Raw genomic sequence first — 16,556 nt, forward strand, 5'->3', positions numbered from 1 at the left:
TGGGCCTCGATGAACGCTTAGGGCCGAACCGGGCCATTCCTGGTGGGATGACGCCGACCGCTCTGGGTCGAGAGCGGTATTCCGTTTCCGGTACCAGGTTCGCCACCAATTGGGCAAGAAGACTGGCTATCTATCGGTGACAGCTATGCCGGCGCAAGACGGGCTTTACAGGTCCGTGACAAGGTCCGCATGTCCGAAGCCCTTCGAGTAGTCGAGCACGGAGATGACCGTCGGCGTTATGCGGAATATGCGGACGTCCTGCGGGGTCGGCATCGGCACCGGCAGCGAGACCTGCTCGGGATACTTCAGCGGCAACATGCGCAAGACCTTTTCCGCTTCGGTCCGATCGACCACCGCTTGCGCGCGCGCTGCCATGGACAGCCCCGTGATCGCCATCAAGTCCGATGTATCATGGTCGATCGTCAGCGACACCCGGTCATCTTGCGCCAGATTGGTCGCCTTTTGGCTGTCCAGACCGCAGAGGAAGTAAAGTGTAAGGCCCTCGTTGACATAACCGACCGTTGTCGCCTGCGGCCAGCCGTCTGGCCTCAGCGTGGCGATCGTCATGATCCGGTGTTGATCCAACAAGCTCAGGATCTTCTTTCTGATCGCATTGTCCACCTGGCGTCTCCCTGGCCGCGTGACATTCAGGCTCCCATGCTACGGAAGCCGCGTCGAATCGGCATTGATGCGCGTCAATGGACTTTCCGTGTCGGCGGCATGGATTGCGCTCAGGCCGCCCCATAACCGTCGATTGGCTGGACAAGACGCCCTGCCCTCCCTATAGCATCTGCAGTTCTGCAAATGCGGCGCGCACATGCTCCGCGACCGCCAGCACCGGTGCCGGCGCATCCTCGATCACCTTCATGCCGATATTGTAGTGGCCGAGATCCGGCAAACCGTCCTGCTCGCCGAGTGGAATCATCTGGCCCTGCACCAGATAGCGCGGCAGTGGCGCAATCGCCAAGCCGGCAAGCACCGCCGCCCGCTGCCCGGTCGTGTAGGCGCTCAGGAATGCAACGCGGAATTTGCGCCCGGCCCGCGAAAGCTTCTCGACGGCATCGGCTCGCCACACGCAACCGTCCTCCCACATCGAGACCGGCAGCGGATCGCGCAGATGCGCGTTGCCGCACTTGGCGCCGGCCCAAACCAGCTTCTCCTGCATCAGGGTTTCGCCGTCCCTGGCCGCGTCGTCGGTAAGACTGTTGTATATCGCAAGATCCAGCCGGTGCTCGTCGACGCGTTTGCGCATGGCATTGCTCATGCCGATCGAAACGTCGACCGTCACATTCGGGTAACTCTCGGCAAAGCGTTTCAGCACGTCCGGCAGGATCCGCTCGCCGACGTCCTCCGGTGCACCGACCCGCACCACGCCGTTCATGTCGGGCATGAGAAAGCGCGACACCGTCTCGTTGTTGAGCGAGAGCAAGCGCCGGGCGAAGCCGAGCAGGAGTTCGCCCTTCGGCGTCAGCGACACCGAGCGCGCGTCGCGCAGGAAAAGCGTACAGCCCAGAGTTTCCTCTAGCTTCTTGATCTGCATCGAAACCGCCGACGGCGTGCGATAGACGGCCTCCGCAGCCGTGGTGAAATTGCCCGTCTCGGCGATGGCGACAAAGGTCTTGAGCACATCCATCTCGAGCAGTGGAAGCGCGTGACGCAGCATCACGTTCATGGCGGCATCCTTATTCAGAAAATCTGATAGATAACTTTACTCTATTTCGTTTGATTGAACATGACCGCGGCGCGATAGTCAAGCAGCAAGGCAGGCGGAAGTGCCGCCGGCAACGCAACGAAAGGAAAAAGGCATGGCCGCTCTGACGCTGGCAATCGACAATGCCGCAATCTCCGCGCGGCACGCAATTGGTGTCGCCTCCGCACGCGCGCTGGCGAGCGGGTCCCCTCGCGTCGGAGGCGCCGCGCCGAGGCCCCGCGGAGACGACGATTTCCTGCTGCTCATGCTGTCTCGGGCGCAACTCGTCATCGAACGGATCGCCGCCGAAAGGCGCGCCGCCAAGATCGACAGGAATCGGGTGGAAACCTGCCGGCAATTGGCGAAACTGCCGGCATGGGCCCGAAATGACCTGTTCCATGCGGAACAGAAAATAGCGATGCCGTCGGCTAGAACCATTCTCGTGGAGCGGCAACCAATCACGTTGTTTGATGGAAAACATCAAACATATTCGTTTGATTGATAAATTGGGTTGCGTCATACAGCCATCATGGTCGCGACCTTTTGAAAAGCTCAGAAGGATACCAGCAATGTCTATGAACCAGCATTCGTCGTCGTCGAGCCAGAGCCTTTCGGCGCTGCCCGGTCTGTTCAACCTGCGTGCACGCGCATGGGCCGCCTGGAAGCGGCACCGCAATGAGCGCGCACTGGAAAACCTCTCCTACGATACGCTGAAGGACATCGGCTTCCCTGCCGTCGACGACGTGGCTCATAAAACGGAACAATGAACAGCGCCGCCGAATGCCAACCTCCCGGCATTGACCACGTAGCGATCCCCTGAATGGCATTCCACCGGGTGGGATGCCATTCCTTTATTGTGGACCGCCTAGTCCGCTGGCCTCCGATCGCCGGCACGATGGTACTGCATCTACGCCTCGCGAGGTATCGCCACCTTCATTCAAGGGAGCAGCTGGATAGCCGATTGTCGAACTAAGCGTCCCCCGCACGATCTGCCACAATCTAGCCGAGCAACTGTTCGAAAAATAGGGAGAAAGCGCGATGCCCGAAGGAGAGAGGCGTGCAAGGGTGAACCAGGCGCGGCGCCATTTCCTTGGCTTCGCGGCGGCGGCCGCCGCCAGGGTTGTGGCGATGGGCTCGCTTGTCGGTGCGGCGCTTCCCTCGAAGAGCGAGGCAGGCGGCAGAGCATGGTGGAAGCTCGACCATCCCGGTCGGGGTCATGGGCACGGCCGCGGCAAGAACGATCCCATGTGCCTGCTCCGCGGCACCGCGATCAGGACGCCAAAGGGCGAAGTCCCGATCGAGGAACTCCGCATCGGCGATCTTGTCGAGACCGTAAACGGCGTGGCCTTGCCCATCAAATGGATCGGTCGCCACCTGTACCGGCGGACGGCGCCGACCTGGAGCAAGGACGTCGCGCCGATCCGCATCGCCCGCCACGCACTGAACGATGAGTCTCCTCGCAACGACCTCTACCTCAGTGCTCGCCACGCGCTTCTGATCGACGGGATGCTCGTCCGGGCGCAAGACCTGGTCAACGGCACGTCGATTACGCGGGTGCAGCCCACCGACTGGGACAGGCTCGAATACTTTCACATCATGCTCGATTCCCATCAGGTGCTTCTGGCGGAGGGCGCACCAGTCGAGAGTTTCCTGCTCGAAACGGCCAGCTATGAGACCTTCACCAATTTCGCCGAATTCGCGCGCCTCTATCCTGCCGATCGCTTCGCCTTCATGACGCCTTTTGCGCCCTATGTCGGCTATGGCGGCAGGGAACACCTGAAGGCGCTTCTACATCTGGCGGTGGGCGGCCCACGAACGATGTCCCCGCTCGAGAACGCCTGCAGTCGCATCGCGGCACGAGGCGAGAAGCTCCTCCGCTGAGCCTGGTCGATGCCTCGTTGACGCGGCGCCGCAGTTCGCCCATACCCGCGCGCCTCGCGAAAATGCAGCCGCTCCTTCGGCATAGCGCATCGGCCCGAAAATCGTACCCGATTTTCGGAAAGCTCGATGCGCTAGTTCAAAGAGTTACAGCGACCTTTGCGCGTCTGAAAAGACGCGCGGCGCTGTAGCGCTCGATGGAGCGTCGTGCGCTGCTTGTTCAAATATCGACTCCTCCGCCATCGGCTCCAGGGGCGCAATCAGCAAAGCCTACAACCGAACCGCGACTGCCCGTCCTTGGCGCCCTTCGACGGCGGTTGCCAGATTGCGCCATGACGGCCGGCATCGCGTCGCTCTCCATACATTTGCCCAATTCAGCGCGCGCAGCTTCGTCGCTGCGATATCGGATCGCGAATTTTCCCAGTCGCGCCTGTCTTCGCCGACGTCGCAAATCGGCAAGCCGACTGTTATATTAAAAGCGACGAATAGATACCGCGTCCAGGATGGGAATTCTCATGAACAAGCCCCTGATCAAAAAGCGATCGCTCGTATTCTTCCTGGTACCGAATTTCTCCATGCTGCCCTTTTCGGCGGCGATAGAAACGCTGCGCATCGCCAATCGGATGCTCGGCTACGACGCCTATAGCTGGCGCCTGGCCTCGACCGATGGCCAGAAGGTCGTTTCCTCCGCCGGCATCGCCCTTGAAGTCAACACGTCGCTGGCCGAAGAGCGCAAGGCGCTCGGCGGCGAGGGCCGCCCCTCGATGGTCCTCGTTTGCTCCGGCGTCTATGTCGAAGAGTTTCAGAACAAGTCCGTCAATGCCTGGCTGCGCGAAGTCTACAATCGCGGCATCGCCGTCGGCAGCCTCTGTACCGGCGCCCACGTGCTGGCTTCTGCCGGCCTGCTCACTGGCAAGCGATGCGCCATCCATTGGGAGAACCTGCCCGGCTTTTCCGAAAGCTTTCCCCAGGCGGATGTCTTTGCCGATCTCTACGAGATCGACAGCAATATTTATACCTGTGCCGGCGGCACCGCCTCGCTCGACATGATGCTGAACCTGATCGATCAGGATTTCGGCGAGAACCTCGTCAACCGTGTCTGCGAGCAGGCGCTGACGGACCGCGTGCGCGGGCCGCACGATCGCCAGCGGCTCCCGCTTCGCGCACGGCTTGGCGTGCAGAACACCAAGGTGCTCTCGATTATCGAACTGATGGAAGCCAACCTCGCCGAGCCGCTCTCGCTGGTGGAAATTGCCGAAAGCGCCGACCTCTCCCGACGCCAGATCGAGCGGCTGTTCCGCCAGGAGATGGGACGCTCTCCCGCCCGCTACTACCTAGAAATCCGCCTCGACCGCGCCCGCCACCTCTTGATCCAGTCGTCGATGCCGGTCGTCGAAGTGGCCGTCGCCTGTGGCTTCGTCTCCGCCTCGCACTTCTCCAAATGTTATCGCGAGCTCTACAATCGATCGCCGCAGCAGGAGCGCGCCGAACGCAAGCTGACGCTGCAGATGGCCGCCCGGTAGAGCCTCGATCCGCTCGCCTCGTGCCGGCTCTCCGGGAACCGAGGCTATGATCGCTGACCGGACCCGGTTGAAGGTGCCGCGCTTTACGGCGAACGCTTTCAATCGGCGCGTCGAGCTTTCCGAAAGCGGGTACGGTTTTGGGGCCGATGCGCCAGCCGGCATTTTATTCAGATTCACGATGAGTTCGTCGGCGCGTCCCGCCGATCCGTTCAGGAGGCCAGCGCGTCGAGCAGCGTCAGTTCCGACATCACGCGGTTCCGCCCTGCATGCTTTGCCATGTAAAGGAACTGGTCGGCAGCGTGCAGATAGTTCTCGAAGGATTCGGGCGCCTCTACGGTCGCCAGTCCGATCGAGACCGTGATCGTCAAGTCGTCGTCGTCGACGACGATCTTGGACTTCGCCAGTTCCACCCTTACCCGCTCGCAAAAGGCGAATGCCTGGTGGACGTCCAGCCCGTCGAAGAGGATGCCGAATTCCTCGCCGCCGAGGCGGGCAAGCAGATGCTCCTCGCCCACCAGCGCCTTCAGCCGCCGTGCTACATGCTTCAGCACCACATCGCCGATCTCGTGGCCATAGGTATCGTTCAGACGCTTGAAGTGGTCGATATCGAGCACGGCGATCGACGTTCCCTCGCCACGTCGCAGGCATTGATCGACGAGACGCGGGCCCGTGACGAAGAAATGGCGCCGATTGAATATCTCGGTCAGATAATCGCTTGCCGCGGCGCGCCTCAGCCCCTGAATGCGCTGCTGCAGCGTCGCGGCGTGGCGCACACGTCCACAGAACTCCGCCTCGAGAAACGGTTTGCGGATGAAGTCTGCTCCACCCGCCTCGATGAAGCGCGCCGCTGAGCGTGCGTCGCCGTGTTCGCACAGGCCGATCACCGGCACGCTGTCCTCCCCCTGGCGCCTACGAAGCTCTTCGAGCAAGGCCGCCGGCTCCATGTCGGCGCTTTCCGCATCGATGACAATGACGTCGATGGCCTCGCCCTGATCCAGGACCTGCATCGCCTCGGACGCCTCGGACGCCTCGATCACCGACAGCCGCTGTCTGCGCAGGATGCCGGTCAGTTCGGTGCGCGAGTCCTTGCTGGGGTCGACGAGCAGCACGGTGATCCGGCCGTTCGTCAATGCCCTGTCGACAGACGTGAGCAGGCGGTCGATCGATCCAGGCTCGTTCTTGATGATGCAATCTATGACGCCCCTTGCCAGGACCTCATCGCGGGTGTCGTCATTGAACGCCGCAGTGAAGACGATGGCGGGCACCCGGTTTTCGAGAACGAAGTCAAGCGCCTGGCAATTCGGCGCATCCGGCAGGTTTAGATCGAGGACGGAGAGCGCGAAGGGCGAATCCCCGGCGGCCGCCATTTCCGCCCTGGCAGTGTTTAACGAGGCGCAATGGGTGATGTTGATGCCGTGCGTTAGCTCCAGCCCGTATTTCAGGGCGGTGGCGAACATCCGCGAATCCTCGATGAGCAGCAGTCGCTTGTCGCGGTGCTTCTGCACATAAGTCGCCCGTCTCGACGCGCGGCGCAATCTCACGATTCCTGCACCCTCCACCCCTGCTGGTGACGAACGCGAGCGCGCGCATCGCCCTCCGGCAAATCTTTACCGTTCATCCGGCTTGACGGCCACCTGCTTCCTTCCCGTCGAACGGGAAGGAAGCAGGTGGCCGTCAAGCCGTGGCTCTGAATGAGCTCCGGATATGCAAGTGCGCCGGTCGGCGCCGCTCGCAGAAGCCGTGCTTCGACAGACGGCACCGACCGGGTATTCCAATTCTCTTCCGCAATTGAAGAACCCTTCGGTTGCAATTCCGTTAATGGATCAACCAAAAGCCATGAAATTCCACTGCAAGCAGACGTTTCGGAGAGGGTTCAGGCGGAAATCTTCGCCTTCTCGTTCAGCGTCCTGATCTTCGTCAACGTGTCGAGGTTCTGGTTGACGCGACAATAGAACTCCTCATTAACGAAGGGGCGAACGACGAAATCATTACCCCCGGCTTTGAGGAAGCGTGCGGAAAGCAGCCGATTGGTGGACGAGGAAACGCCGATGATGCGCAACTGGTGTGGCCCGCGGGCGGCCCGGATGCGGCGCGTCAGTTCGAATCCGTCGATGTCCGGCATGTTGTAATCGGTGATGACGAGGGCGATATCCGGATTGTTCTTCAGGATCCCGAGCGCGACCGCACCGTTTTCGGCGGCGCTCGTGCGGAAATTGTAACGTTTCAACTGCGTCGTGAGCAGCGCACGCGCTGTCGGGCTGTCGTCGACGATCAGCACGTGGTGCTTCTGATTGGTCAGGAACCGACAGACCGATTCCGCCAGCATGTCGACGGCAAAGACACTGTCCTTGATGACGTAGTCGACGATATCCTTTGCCAGGATCGCCTCGCGGGTACTCTCCTGGAACGAGCCGGTGAAGACGATCGTCGGCACGCTCATCTCGATCAGATAGTTGAGCGCCTCGCCGTTTTCCGCGCCCGGAAGGTTGATATTGGAGATGGCAAGCGCCGGCGGAAAGGATGCGTTCTCGACGGCGAACTGCAGCTCCTCGAGGTCACGACAGACGATCACGTCGATATCGAACAGTTCCTTCAGCCGCTTCGAGACCATGGACGAGAAAAGATTGGAGTCCTCGGCAAGCACGATGCGGTGCTCGCCCAGGGATTCGCCGGAATAATACATTCCGGAAACGCCGAAGAATGACATTGATCGCCTTCAAGAAAGAGTGTTCCCCGAAGGCATGCTAGGGGCAAAAGGCTTTAGAGGCTGTTAATGAGAGGACGACAACCGGGCATGGTAGCGGATCGCGGCCAACGCCGGTCCTGAGGCACAATATCAAATCGCAATCTCGATCTGCTGGCGGGCAGCAGGTCCGCCGCCCTTGTTCGGCAGCCGCTTGACCACCAAACCGGGACGCCTATCTCCCGGTCATGGACAGGATTGATCATCGGCCATGGTCCGTCTCATCGAACCTGCAATCGCTGTCAGTGGCGATCCGGCGCATTGAACGCGGGCGCGATCAGGGGGCACTGCGCTGGCAGGCGCTGCTGGCTTTCATCGATCTCAGCATACTGGCCTTCTTCCTCCTGGGTCCCTACCTGCGGGCCGGCCCCATCTATCTGATCATCGACTACACGATCGCCGCCTGGATCGGCGGCGAATTGCTCGCACGCGCGGTCGCGGCGTCGTCACTGCGGAACTTTATCAAAAGGTCCATGACGTGGATCGACCTGGTCATCCTCGGGACACTGTTGTTTCCGGACGTCCTTTTCAATTTCGCATTCCTGCGAGCCATGCGCCTCTGGGCTATCGGGAACAGTCCGCTGCTCTGCGAAATACTGCGCCGTCTCGGCTGGGCGCATTTGCACGATGTTATCCGGGCCTCTCTGAATTTCCTGGTCTTTCTGTTTATGGTGACGGGGTTCGTCTACACGACCTTCTTCTATGGACGCGAGGCCGGAGAAGGATTCGTCGACGCCCTTTATTTCACCGTTGCCACGATTACCACCACCGGCTTCGGCGATATCACGCTTCCCGGCACGCTCGGCAAGCTGACATCCGTGGTGACGATGATCGTCGGCATATCGCTTTTCGTCAGACTTGCTCAGGTGATCGTCCGTCCATTCAAGGTGAATTTCCCTTGCCCGAAATGCGGATTGCAGCGACACGAGGCGGATGCGGTCCATTGCAAGGCCTGCGGTCAGCTCCTCAACATTCCGGACGAAGGCGATTGAGCAATCAAAATCCCCTGACCGCGCGCCGTTTTCGATATAGTATGCCGCCATGGGAGAAGCTCAGTCTCTATTCGAAGTTCTGCGCCAGTCGGTAAGGCCGCACGTCGTCGAAGCCTTCGAGCGGCTTGTGCGGGATGCGCCGGACCGCAAGCTCTGCCGCATCAACGCGCTCGCCTTTGCAGCCGCCGCAGGTCTCGATGAGGAGGAGACGATCGCGGGCTTCCTGCAGGCCTCGCGGCTTGGCATCTTCGAGCTTTCCTGGAATGTGCTCTGCCCCGGCTGCGGCGGAGTTCTCGACGCCAATACGACGCTGAGGACGGTGCAGAGCACCGAATATACCTGCGCACTTTGTGCTGCGGGTTACGAGCCGACGCTAGACGAAATGGTCGAGGTCACTTTCACGGTAAGCCCGCGGGTGCGCCATATCGAGGCCCATAACCCGCACGAATTGCCCGCGATCGAATTCTTCCGCCAGATGTACTGGGGCTCCGGCGTCGACCTGCCGGAGGAGGACTATGAGGAAAAGGTCGACGAATTCCTGATCGAGGCGCTCGAACTTCCACCGGGCGAGAAGGCGGTGATCTCGCTGCAGCTTCCGTCGAAGTTCGTCATCGTGTTCGAGCCGGTGACGCATGCGGCTCAGTTTCTTGACGTGAGCGGCGAACCGACGCGGGAGCGCCGGAACCTGTCGCTCGTCTTCGACCGTTCCCACCGCCATGCCGAAACGCTGAAGCTGCAACCGGGTCCGATCCGCATTCAGCTCGAGAACCACGCAGAAGTGCGCACCCTGCCGTCGGTCTGCATAGCCGATGAAGCGCTGCACGCCCTGCTTGGCAGCCGACGACCGTTCCTGACCGCAAAACGGCTCCTGTCCAACCAGACGTTCCGCGACATCTATCGCACCGACACGCTCGACGTGGACCAGCGGTTGAAGATCACCAGCCTCACCTTCCTCTTTACCGACCTTCGCGGCTCGACCGAACTCTACGAGCGCGTCGGCGATCTTGCGGCCTTCGACCTGGTGCGGGCACATTTCCGGGTCCTGAACGAAATCGTCGCGGCCGAGGCCGGCGCCGTCGTCAAGACGATCGGCGACGCGGTGATGGCGACCTTCCCGACGCCGGACCGCGCGGTCGCCGCGGCGATGCGCATGCGCGACGCGATGCGCGAACTCAACGACGAGCGCGGCAGCGAGGACCTGCTGCTGAAGATCGGCATCCACGAAGGGCCCTGCATTGCAGTCAGCTTGAATGAGCGGCAGGACTATTTCGGCCAGACCGTGAACATCGCCTCACGCGTCCAGCATCTTGCCACCTCGCGCGAGATCTTCGCCACCGGCTCCGTGCTCGAGGACCCGCGCGCCGCGACCCTGCTTTCAGACCGGGGCCTGAGCCCGATGGCGCATAACGTCGCGCTGCGCGGCATCGCCAACGAAATCAGCATTTTTGCTATTCCCTAAGGCGGCAAAGGCGCGGCGCTGTAGCTGATTGTTCCAACCTGCAACCCACCACCCAATTATTCGACCTGGGAAGTAAAATCGTTTCTCCCTTGTCGGCATTGTCCGCCACCGAACGTCCTGGATGAAAGGCGAGCAAGGAGATACGACCATGCGCAAGATCGTCGTTGGTGCATTCACCAGCCTCGACGGAATCATGCAGGCGCCGGGTGGTCCGCATGAGGATCCCGTCGGCGGCTTCGAATATGGCGGCTGGGCCGCCCCCTCTTTCGACGAGGCGATGGGCCAGGCAGTGGACGAGATGTTCGCCGAGCCCTTCGATCTTCTCCTGGGCAGGAAGACCTACGACATATTCGCAGCCCACTGGCCCTATGCAGGCGCCGACGACCCGATCGGCACTCTCTTCGATCGCATCACCAAATATGTCGCAACGCGCGACCCCGACCGGCAGTTCGACTGGCAGAACAGCCGGACGTTGGGAGCGGACGTGGTCGGCGCACTGAAAGCGCTCAAAAGCGAGGATGGACCGAACCTGCTGACGCAGGGTTCGACCGATTTCCTGCAGACGCTCTTTGAGAACGACCTCGTCGACGAGATGTATGTCTCGTTCTTTCCGGTCATCCTCGGAAGCGGAAAGAGGCTTTTCGGCGAGGGCACGAAGCCCATGGCGTTGAAGCTTGTCGGCTCCCGTGTTTCCGGGTCGGGCGTAACGGTCAACAAATACGTCCGCGCCGGCGAGGTCGTAACCGGCTCCTTCGAGTTCGATCAGCCGACGGAGGCGGAACTGGAGCGGCGGCGGAAGCTGACCTGAGCGGCCGACAGATTTCCTTTGCGATCATGCGAATACCCGCGAATAGCCACGATTTATCGCGTATAATGGGCGCTCAGCTGACAAATGGAGGGTATGATGAGAACCGAAGAAGCCATGCATCCCGGCGTTCGTTGGATCGGGCCGGACACGGACTTGCGTACCATCGCGCGCATCATGAAGGAGGAGGATATCGGCGCATTGCCCGTGGGCGAAAACGACCGCCTGATCGGCATGGTGACGGATCGCGACGTTACGTTGCGCGCCTTTGCCAATGGCGATGACATCTCTTCGCTCACCGCCCGCGACGTCATGACGAGGGAGATCGTCTATTGCCGCACCAACGAATCCGTCGAAGACGCCATTCACCTGATGGAGTCGAAAAAGATTCGACGTCTTCCGGTCATCAATGACGACAAACGCATGGTCGGCATGCTGTCGCTGGGCGATGTTTCCCATTGCGCCAGTCAGGAACTCACCGGCGAACTGGCGAAGGCGGTCAGCGGCCATCACGCCTGAACGCCTTCACCTCAGTTGGCTCCGACGCCGCGCGTTTTGGGAACACGCGGCGTCGTAGGCGCGCCCGAGCTGCGCCGCACGGGATGTCTTTCCCGCTGCGGTTTCCCGGCGGCAAGAATACTGCGGGCGACCGGCAGAACCCCTTGATCGAGTGGATCGTCGCGGTCTATGCCTCTAGCCGCGCGGATATTTCGCGCGCGGAGAGGGGCACGCCATGGAAATCTTCACGTCCGCCGGTTTGCTGGCGCTGCTGCAGGTCATCGTCATCGACCTTGTGCTTGCGGGCGACAATGCGGTGGTGATCGGACTTGCGGCCGCGGGCCTTCCGTCTGATCAACGCAAGAAAGCGATATTGGTCGGCATACTGGCCGCCACGGCCCTCCGGATCGTCCTTGCGACATTTACGGTTCAGCTTCTCGCAATCATCGGGCTCCTCCTCGCCGGCGGCCTGCTTCTGCTTTGGGTCTGCTGGAAGATGTGGCGGGAGATCCGCTCCGGCGGCCACGGCGATGTGCAAGGCCTGGATAGCGCAACCGCGCCACGCAAGACCTTCGTCCAGGCAGCGACCCAGATCGTGGTTGCCGATATCTCCATGTCGCTCGACAACGTCCTCGCCGTGGCTGGTGCCGCGCGAGAGCACACGACGATCCTCGTCTTCGGCCTGATGCTTTCGATTGGCATGATGGGCGTTGCTGCGAACATCATAGCGAGATTGCTCAGCCGCCATCACTGGATTGCCTATGTCGGCCTGGTGATCATCCTCTATGTGGCACTCGACATGATCTACCGGGGTTCGCTCGAGGTCTGGCCGCATCTGATGCCGGCCGCCCAGGCGCTGGTCGCCGGTTGATCGAGTTAGCGCTTGGTCGGGCGCGCTGCCGCGGGCATGTCCTCTTCGTCGGACGGCAGCTTCGCTGCAACGCGCTTCGCACGCGTCTTGGAGAAGCCTTCGTCTTCCAGGGCCTTTTCCAGGGCCGCCTTGTGATCGTCGTCACCTTCGACATGGATATTGAGATTGCGCTGGGGAAAGGGAATCTCGATGCCCTCTTCTCGGAAGCGCTCGAAGATCGCCACGCGCAAGTCGTTGCGCACGCCCACGCCGTTCAAGAGATCGGCCAGGTGCACCCGCAATTCGAAATCCAATGAGAAATCGCCGAAGTTCAAGAAGGCGACCGACGGCTCCGGATTCTTCAGGACCATCGGATGCTGTCCGGCGATCTCGAGCAGAATCTGCATGACGCGGCGGGGATCGCTGTCGTAGCTCACCCCCACCGCCACCTCCGCCCGCCCGACGCGGTTGCGATGCGTCCAGTTGCCGACGGACGCATTGATCAGTTCCGAATTCGGCACGATGATCGATTGCTGCTGGAAGGTCTCGATCTCCGTTGCGCGGACGGAAATGCGCCGCACGAAACCTTCCGTGGTGCCGCTGACGATCCAGTCGCCCACCTTGAAGGGCCTTTCGACCAGCAGGATCAGGCCCGAGACGAAGTTGGAAACGACGTTCTGCAGACCGAAGCCGACGCCGAGCGAGAGCGCGCCGGCGACCAGCGCGAGGCTGGAGAGGTCGAAACCCGCTGCCGAAACCGCAATGAGGGCCGCAGCACCGACGCCGACATAGCCGATGCCCGTCCGTATCGAGTTGCGCACGCCGGCATCGACGCGGCTCCGCGCCATCACGTTCCTGTCGATCCAGCCCTGTATCCAGCGCGTCGCGGCGTAGCCGAACACAAAGAACAGGAGCCCGGCAAGAATGCCGACCAGCGAGATGGTGATCGTGCCGATCCGGATCTCGGTCAGGAGCCGATAGGCCCAGGATTCGATATCGGCGATCTGGAAGCCCCATTGGAGCAAGATGAGCGGGATGAAGAACAATACGACCAGCGCATAGATGCCGAGCCCCGCGGCAAGGCCGATCTGATCGAGCGCCACCGATTCGAGGTTGAACCGCCGCTCGAGATAGCGGCCGACGATCGTCTCCGCAAAAGCGCCTTGCTTGGCAACCGACTTTCCGGTGAGAAACCCGATATACATCATGACCAGGATGGCGCCGGTGATGATGATCTGGGTGGCGATGAAGCGCGCCATGCCGACATAGCCGGCAAGCGCGATGGCGACCAGCGCCGCGCCCATTGCCAGAAGCGATGCGGATATGATGCGCGGCCACGGGCGACCCGGCGCGTGGAGAGGGTCGTCGCGCCGCAGGACCGGCCGAATCCAGGCCATCGACATCAGGATGAGCCCGATGATGATCGACGCGACGAAGCTCTTTGCAACCGTCAATATCACGGGCGAACCAAGCGCCTCACTGATGCTCCCGAGCAGATAGTCGAGGCCGTTGACGAGCGCCATCGCGAAGATCGGCACCATCAGCACCTTGGCACCACGGTCCGAGACCCGCACGAGCCGCCATGCCGAGTGCGTTGGCGACAGGACGGAACTGGCAAGGCTCGTCACGAAGAACAGCACGACGCCCATGCCGAGCGTCACGGCAACGATCGGCGCGATATCAGGCCTGAGCACGTTGAAGCTGTCGAGGAAGAAATAGCTCGAGGCGGCGAAGGCCGTCAGCGCCATGGTGGGAATCATCGTCGACCAGAATGCCCGCGACAATTGCCGGAAATAGGTGGGCTCCTCGTCGTGACGCTGGAGAAAGGGAGCGAAGAGCCGATATCCCCCGGCGAGGAAAATCAGCGCCGCACAGAGCGACAGGAATATCGCGCTGAGGAAGGGCAGGCGCTTGTAGTTCCAGGCAAAGGTCAACCAACTGCTGACGCTGCGCCACAATGCGGTGGCTTCGGCCGCCGTCGCTGTAAACGCCTCGCTCAGCATCTCCGCCGAAACGTTCGTATGCCTCAGCAGCGTAGTGGAGAACAGTGCCCGACGTGTCGCGGTTATCGTGCCGGCAAGCCGTCGCGCCTCGCCGGCAAGACTCTCCGCACGGGCCGCGATCGCATTGATCGCCGCCCGTTCGGCAAGCAGTCGTTGTCGCTCCTCCGTCACGATTGCCGCCTCCGGCGGCTGGTCCTTGCCCGGCGGCTCGCCAAGCTCTTCCAGGCGCGCCTTGATGTCGTCCAGTCGTGGCCGGGTGGCCGCGGCGGCCGAAACGATCTCCTTGGCAAGAGCGTCGGCCTGTACCTTCAATTCGGCAAGGCGCGTGTCATCGTCTTTTGCATTGGCAACGCGCTCCCCCAGTTGCTTGAGATCGCGCTCGGCTTTGGTCAGTTGCGCTTCCGCCTGCTGCAGCACCGGCGATGCGGCAGCTCCGGCGCCCGCTTCACCCCGTGGCGCCGGTTGTCCCGACCGGGCAGGCTCGGCTGCCGGGGCGGGCGATTGTTGAGCGGGCTCGCTTTGCTCCACGGGCCGAGCCGCGTCCTGGGCCGTCGCCGGCGCGCCGCCGGCGAGCGCCAGCACAACCAAAGCAAACAAGAGGGCGGTCAATTGTGCTGCCGAACGCAATTCAAGATCCTTCGCAATCCGTCTATCGCCGATGGGCTCGCCAAAGCGAGCGCCATCATGTCCGATCTGCATACGCAACAAGGCGAAAAGATGCAAAACGGCATCTTTTGCGACTTGCCCGTCAATGACCGCCCGCGCGTCTTTTTCGGACGCATTCAGACGCACATAAAGCGCCGCGCGTCTTTTTAGACGCGCAAAGGTCGCTGTAACACTTTGAATTGCTGCATGTCTTTGTCCTTAAATCGAGGTCGATTAAAGGAGACATGCAGTAGGTCGCCGCATTCTTTGAATCGGCGCATTGCGCTTTGCGAGGACCGTCACTTCGCTCCTATGCCCTGAAGCGGAGCACCGTCAGAACCCCGCGCCAGGCTTAGCCAGATAGGCCTCCTCCGCCGGCGTCGACCGGCGCCCGACGATGCCGTTGCGATGGGGAAAGCGGCCGAACTGCTCGATGACCTCGCGATGGCGGATCGCATAATCGAGATAGTTGGGCTCGCCGAGCTCGGTAAAGAGCTTCACCGACATCGTCTGATCGGCGAGGTTCTCGGAATGCTCGAACGGCATGTAGAAGAAGGCGCGCCATTCCGGCGACACCGCCTTGTCGGCGCTGGCGCCGATGGCAAGCTGTGCTTCGCGCAGGGCGAGTCCGTCGGTCGCAAACGCCAGCGGCGATCCGCGATACATATTGCGCGGGAGCTGATCGAAAAGAATGATCGCGGCGAGCCAATTGCGCGGGCTCGCCCTCCAGACATCGTCGACATGCCTTGAAAGCGCCAGATGCGCATCCCGGAAGCGCTGCACGCACTCGCGATCGAGTTCGGCGCTCGGCGTGAACCAGTGCTCGTAGGAAAGCTCCCCGAACCAGAAACGCAGCACGTCCTCCGGTGTGCAGTTGGTGCTTTGGTCAGTCATTCCGGCCCCTCTCCTTCTGACGGTCGCGAGTGGTCAGATAGGCGATCGACTCCACGATTTCCAGCCGGCCCTCGGCGGCCTCCATCACTGGAAATGCCCGGCAAGCGCCTCGGAGACGATCAGCGCCGCCGGAACGCGGGCGAGATTGCCGCCGCCGGCGGCGCTCGGCCCGCCGTCCACGCCGCCATTCGCATAGGCGACGGCGAAGCCGACGAGATCGTCGATATTCTCTTCGGCCGCGACATCGCCGAAGAGATACGTCGCCCTGCCCGATGCCTGGAAGGCAATGGTGCAGGGACGGGTGCAGGCGGCCATGCACACCGTCCCGGCAATCGCGAAATCATCGGCGAGCGGCTTGCCGAGCGCCGAAATGCTGCCGTTGAGCATGGCAAGCAACCGGGCACCCGGTAGGCACGGCCCGCCTGTTAAGTGGCACTCGGTCGAAAGCGTTATCTTGTGCGCTGATTGATGCGAATTCGCCATGGCTGTTCTCCGCCGGCCCCTGCCAGCTTTGCAAGGGGGCCGCAGAGAATGGCGAAACTCGAAACCGACGATTGACGCCGGACAGAAGCCGCT

16 protein-coding genes are annotated in these 16,556 nt (G+C 61.7%); 9 read left to right on the top strand and 7 right to left on the bottom strand.

The window, feature by feature from the left end:
* Nucleotides 1–165: 165 nt before the first annotated feature.
* Together EKH55_RS09430 and EKH55_RS09435 are read right to left on the bottom strand one after the other, a co-directional pair.
* The gene (locus tag EKH55_RS09430; RefSeq protein ID WP_069458239.1) at nucleotides 166–621 is read right to left on the bottom strand and encodes a pyridoxamine 5'-phosphate oxidase family protein; all 456 of its coding nucleotides are present in this window, start codon (nucleotides 619–621) and stop codon (nucleotides 166–168) included.
* Nucleotides 622–781: 160 nt separating this feature from the next.
* Nucleotides 782–1,672 carry a LysR substrate-binding domain-containing protein gene (locus EKH55_RS09435; protein WP_069458238.1) on the bottom strand — a complete coding sequence of 297 codons (891 nt, stop codon included), beginning with the start codon at nucleotides 1,670–1,672 and terminating at the stop codon, nucleotides 782–784.
* 133 nt (nucleotides 1,673–1,805) lie between these two features.
* Here EKH55_RS09435 and EKH55_RS09440 point away from each other — a divergent pair, with 133 nt between their 5' ends.
* From EKH55_RS09440 to EKH55_RS09455, 4 genes are all read left to right on the top strand, one after another.
* Nucleotides 1,806–2,192, top strand: coding sequence for a hypothetical protein (locus EKH55_RS09440; RefSeq protein ID WP_069458237.1), 387 nt, complete (start codon nucleotides 1,806–1,808; stop codon nucleotides 2,190–2,192).
* 67 nt (nucleotides 2,193–2,259) lie between these two features.
* The gene (locus EKH55_RS09445; protein ID WP_069458236.1) at nucleotides 2,260–2,457 is read left to right on the top strand and encodes a hypothetical protein; all 198 of its coding nucleotides are present in this window, start codon (nucleotides 2,260–2,262) and stop codon (nucleotides 2,455–2,457) included.
* Nucleotides 2,458–2,728: 271 nt separating this feature from the next.
* The gene (locus tag EKH55_RS09450; RefSeq protein ID WP_069458235.1) at nucleotides 2,729–3,571 is read left to right on the top strand and encodes a Hint domain-containing protein; all 843 of its coding nucleotides are present in this window, start codon (nucleotides 2,729–2,731) and stop codon (nucleotides 3,569–3,571) included.
* A gap of 512 nt (nucleotides 3,572–4,083) precedes the next feature.
* The gene (locus EKH55_RS09455; RefSeq protein WP_106407832.1) at nucleotides 4,084–5,091 is read left to right on the top strand and encodes a GlxA family transcriptional regulator; all 1,008 of its coding nucleotides are present in this window, start codon (nucleotides 4,084–4,086) and stop codon (nucleotides 5,089–5,091) included.
* A gap of 209 nt (nucleotides 5,092–5,300) precedes the next feature.
* Here EKH55_RS09455 and EKH55_RS09460 read toward each other — a convergent pair whose 3' ends face one another.
* The gene (locus tag EKH55_RS09460; protein WP_151611396.1) at nucleotides 5,301–6,632 is read right to left on the bottom strand and encodes a diguanylate cyclase; all 1,332 of its coding nucleotides are present in this window, start codon (nucleotides 6,630–6,632) and stop codon (nucleotides 5,301–5,303) included.
* A 332-nt stretch (nucleotides 6,633–6,964) separates the two neighbouring features.
* A complete protein-coding gene (locus EKH55_RS09465) occupies nucleotides 6,965–7,798 on the bottom strand; it encodes a response regulator (RefSeq protein WP_069458232.1) in 834 nt (277 codons plus the stop codon).
* Nucleotides 7,799–8,022: 224 nt separating this feature from the next.
* Here EKH55_RS09465 and EKH55_RS09470 point away from each other — a divergent pair, with 224 nt between their 5' ends.
* The 5 genes from EKH55_RS09470 (at nucleotide 8,023) to EKH55_RS09490 (ending at nucleotide 12,459) form a co-directional block, all read left to right on the top strand.
* Nucleotides 8,023–8,826 carry a potassium channel family protein gene (locus tag EKH55_RS09470; RefSeq protein ID WP_151611397.1) on the top strand — a complete coding sequence of 268 codons (804 nt, stop codon included), beginning with the start codon at nucleotides 8,023–8,025 and terminating at the stop codon, nucleotides 8,824–8,826.
* Nucleotides 8,827–8,875: 49 nt separating this feature from the next.
* The gene (locus EKH55_RS09475; RefSeq protein ID WP_069458230.1) at nucleotides 8,876–10,285 is read left to right on the top strand and encodes an adenylate/guanylate cyclase domain-containing protein; all 1,410 of its coding nucleotides are present in this window, start codon (nucleotides 8,876–8,878) and stop codon (nucleotides 10,283–10,285) included.
* Between the two features lie 148 nt (nucleotides 10,286–10,433).
* Entirely contained in the window at nucleotides 10,434–11,093 is a 660-nt protein-coding gene (locus tag EKH55_RS09480; protein ID WP_151611398.1) for a dihydrofolate reductase family protein, read from the top strand.
* 96 nt (nucleotides 11,094–11,189) lie between these two features.
* Nucleotides 11,190–11,609 (top strand): CBS domain-containing protein, encoded by a 420-nt coding sequence (locus tag EKH55_RS09485; protein ID WP_069458228.1) that lies wholly within the window; start codon nucleotides 11,190–11,192, stop codon nucleotides 11,607–11,609.
* 214 nt (nucleotides 11,610–11,823) lie between these two features.
* On the top strand, nucleotides 11,824–12,459 hold the full coding sequence (locus tag EKH55_RS09490; RefSeq protein ID WP_069458227.1) for a TerC family protein: 636 nt from the start codon (nucleotides 11,824–11,826) through the stop codon (nucleotides 12,457–12,459).
* Nucleotides 12,460–12,464: 5 nt separating this feature from the next.
* On the opposite strand, the gene EKH55_RS09495 is transcribed toward EKH55_RS09490, so the two are convergent.
* From EKH55_RS09495 to EKH55_RS29370, 3 genes are all read right to left on the bottom strand, one after another.
* Complete coding sequence (locus EKH55_RS09495) at nucleotides 12,465–15,068, bottom strand: mechanosensitive ion channel domain-containing protein (protein ID WP_427915830.1); 2,604 nt, start codon at nucleotides 15,066–15,068, stop codon at nucleotides 12,465–12,467.
* A gap of 351 nt (nucleotides 15,069–15,419) precedes the next feature.
* Nucleotides 15,420–15,980: a DUF924 family protein gene (locus EKH55_RS29365; RefSeq protein ID WP_069458226.1), complete on the bottom strand. Its 561-nt coding sequence runs from the start codon at nucleotides 15,978–15,980 to the stop codon at nucleotides 15,420–15,422.
* 84 nt (nucleotides 15,981–16,064) lie between these two features.
* Complete coding sequence (locus EKH55_RS29370; RefSeq protein WP_192803705.1) at nucleotides 16,065–16,463, bottom strand: DUF1636 family protein; 399 nt, start codon at nucleotides 16,461–16,463, stop codon at nucleotides 16,065–16,067.
* Nucleotides 16,464–16,556 lie beyond the last annotated feature (93 nt).

This window comes from Sinorhizobium alkalisoli, assembly GCF_008932245.1.
GTDB classification, from domain to species: Bacteria; Pseudomonadota; Alphaproteobacteria; order Rhizobiales; family Rhizobiaceae; genus Sinorhizobium; species Sinorhizobium alkalisoli.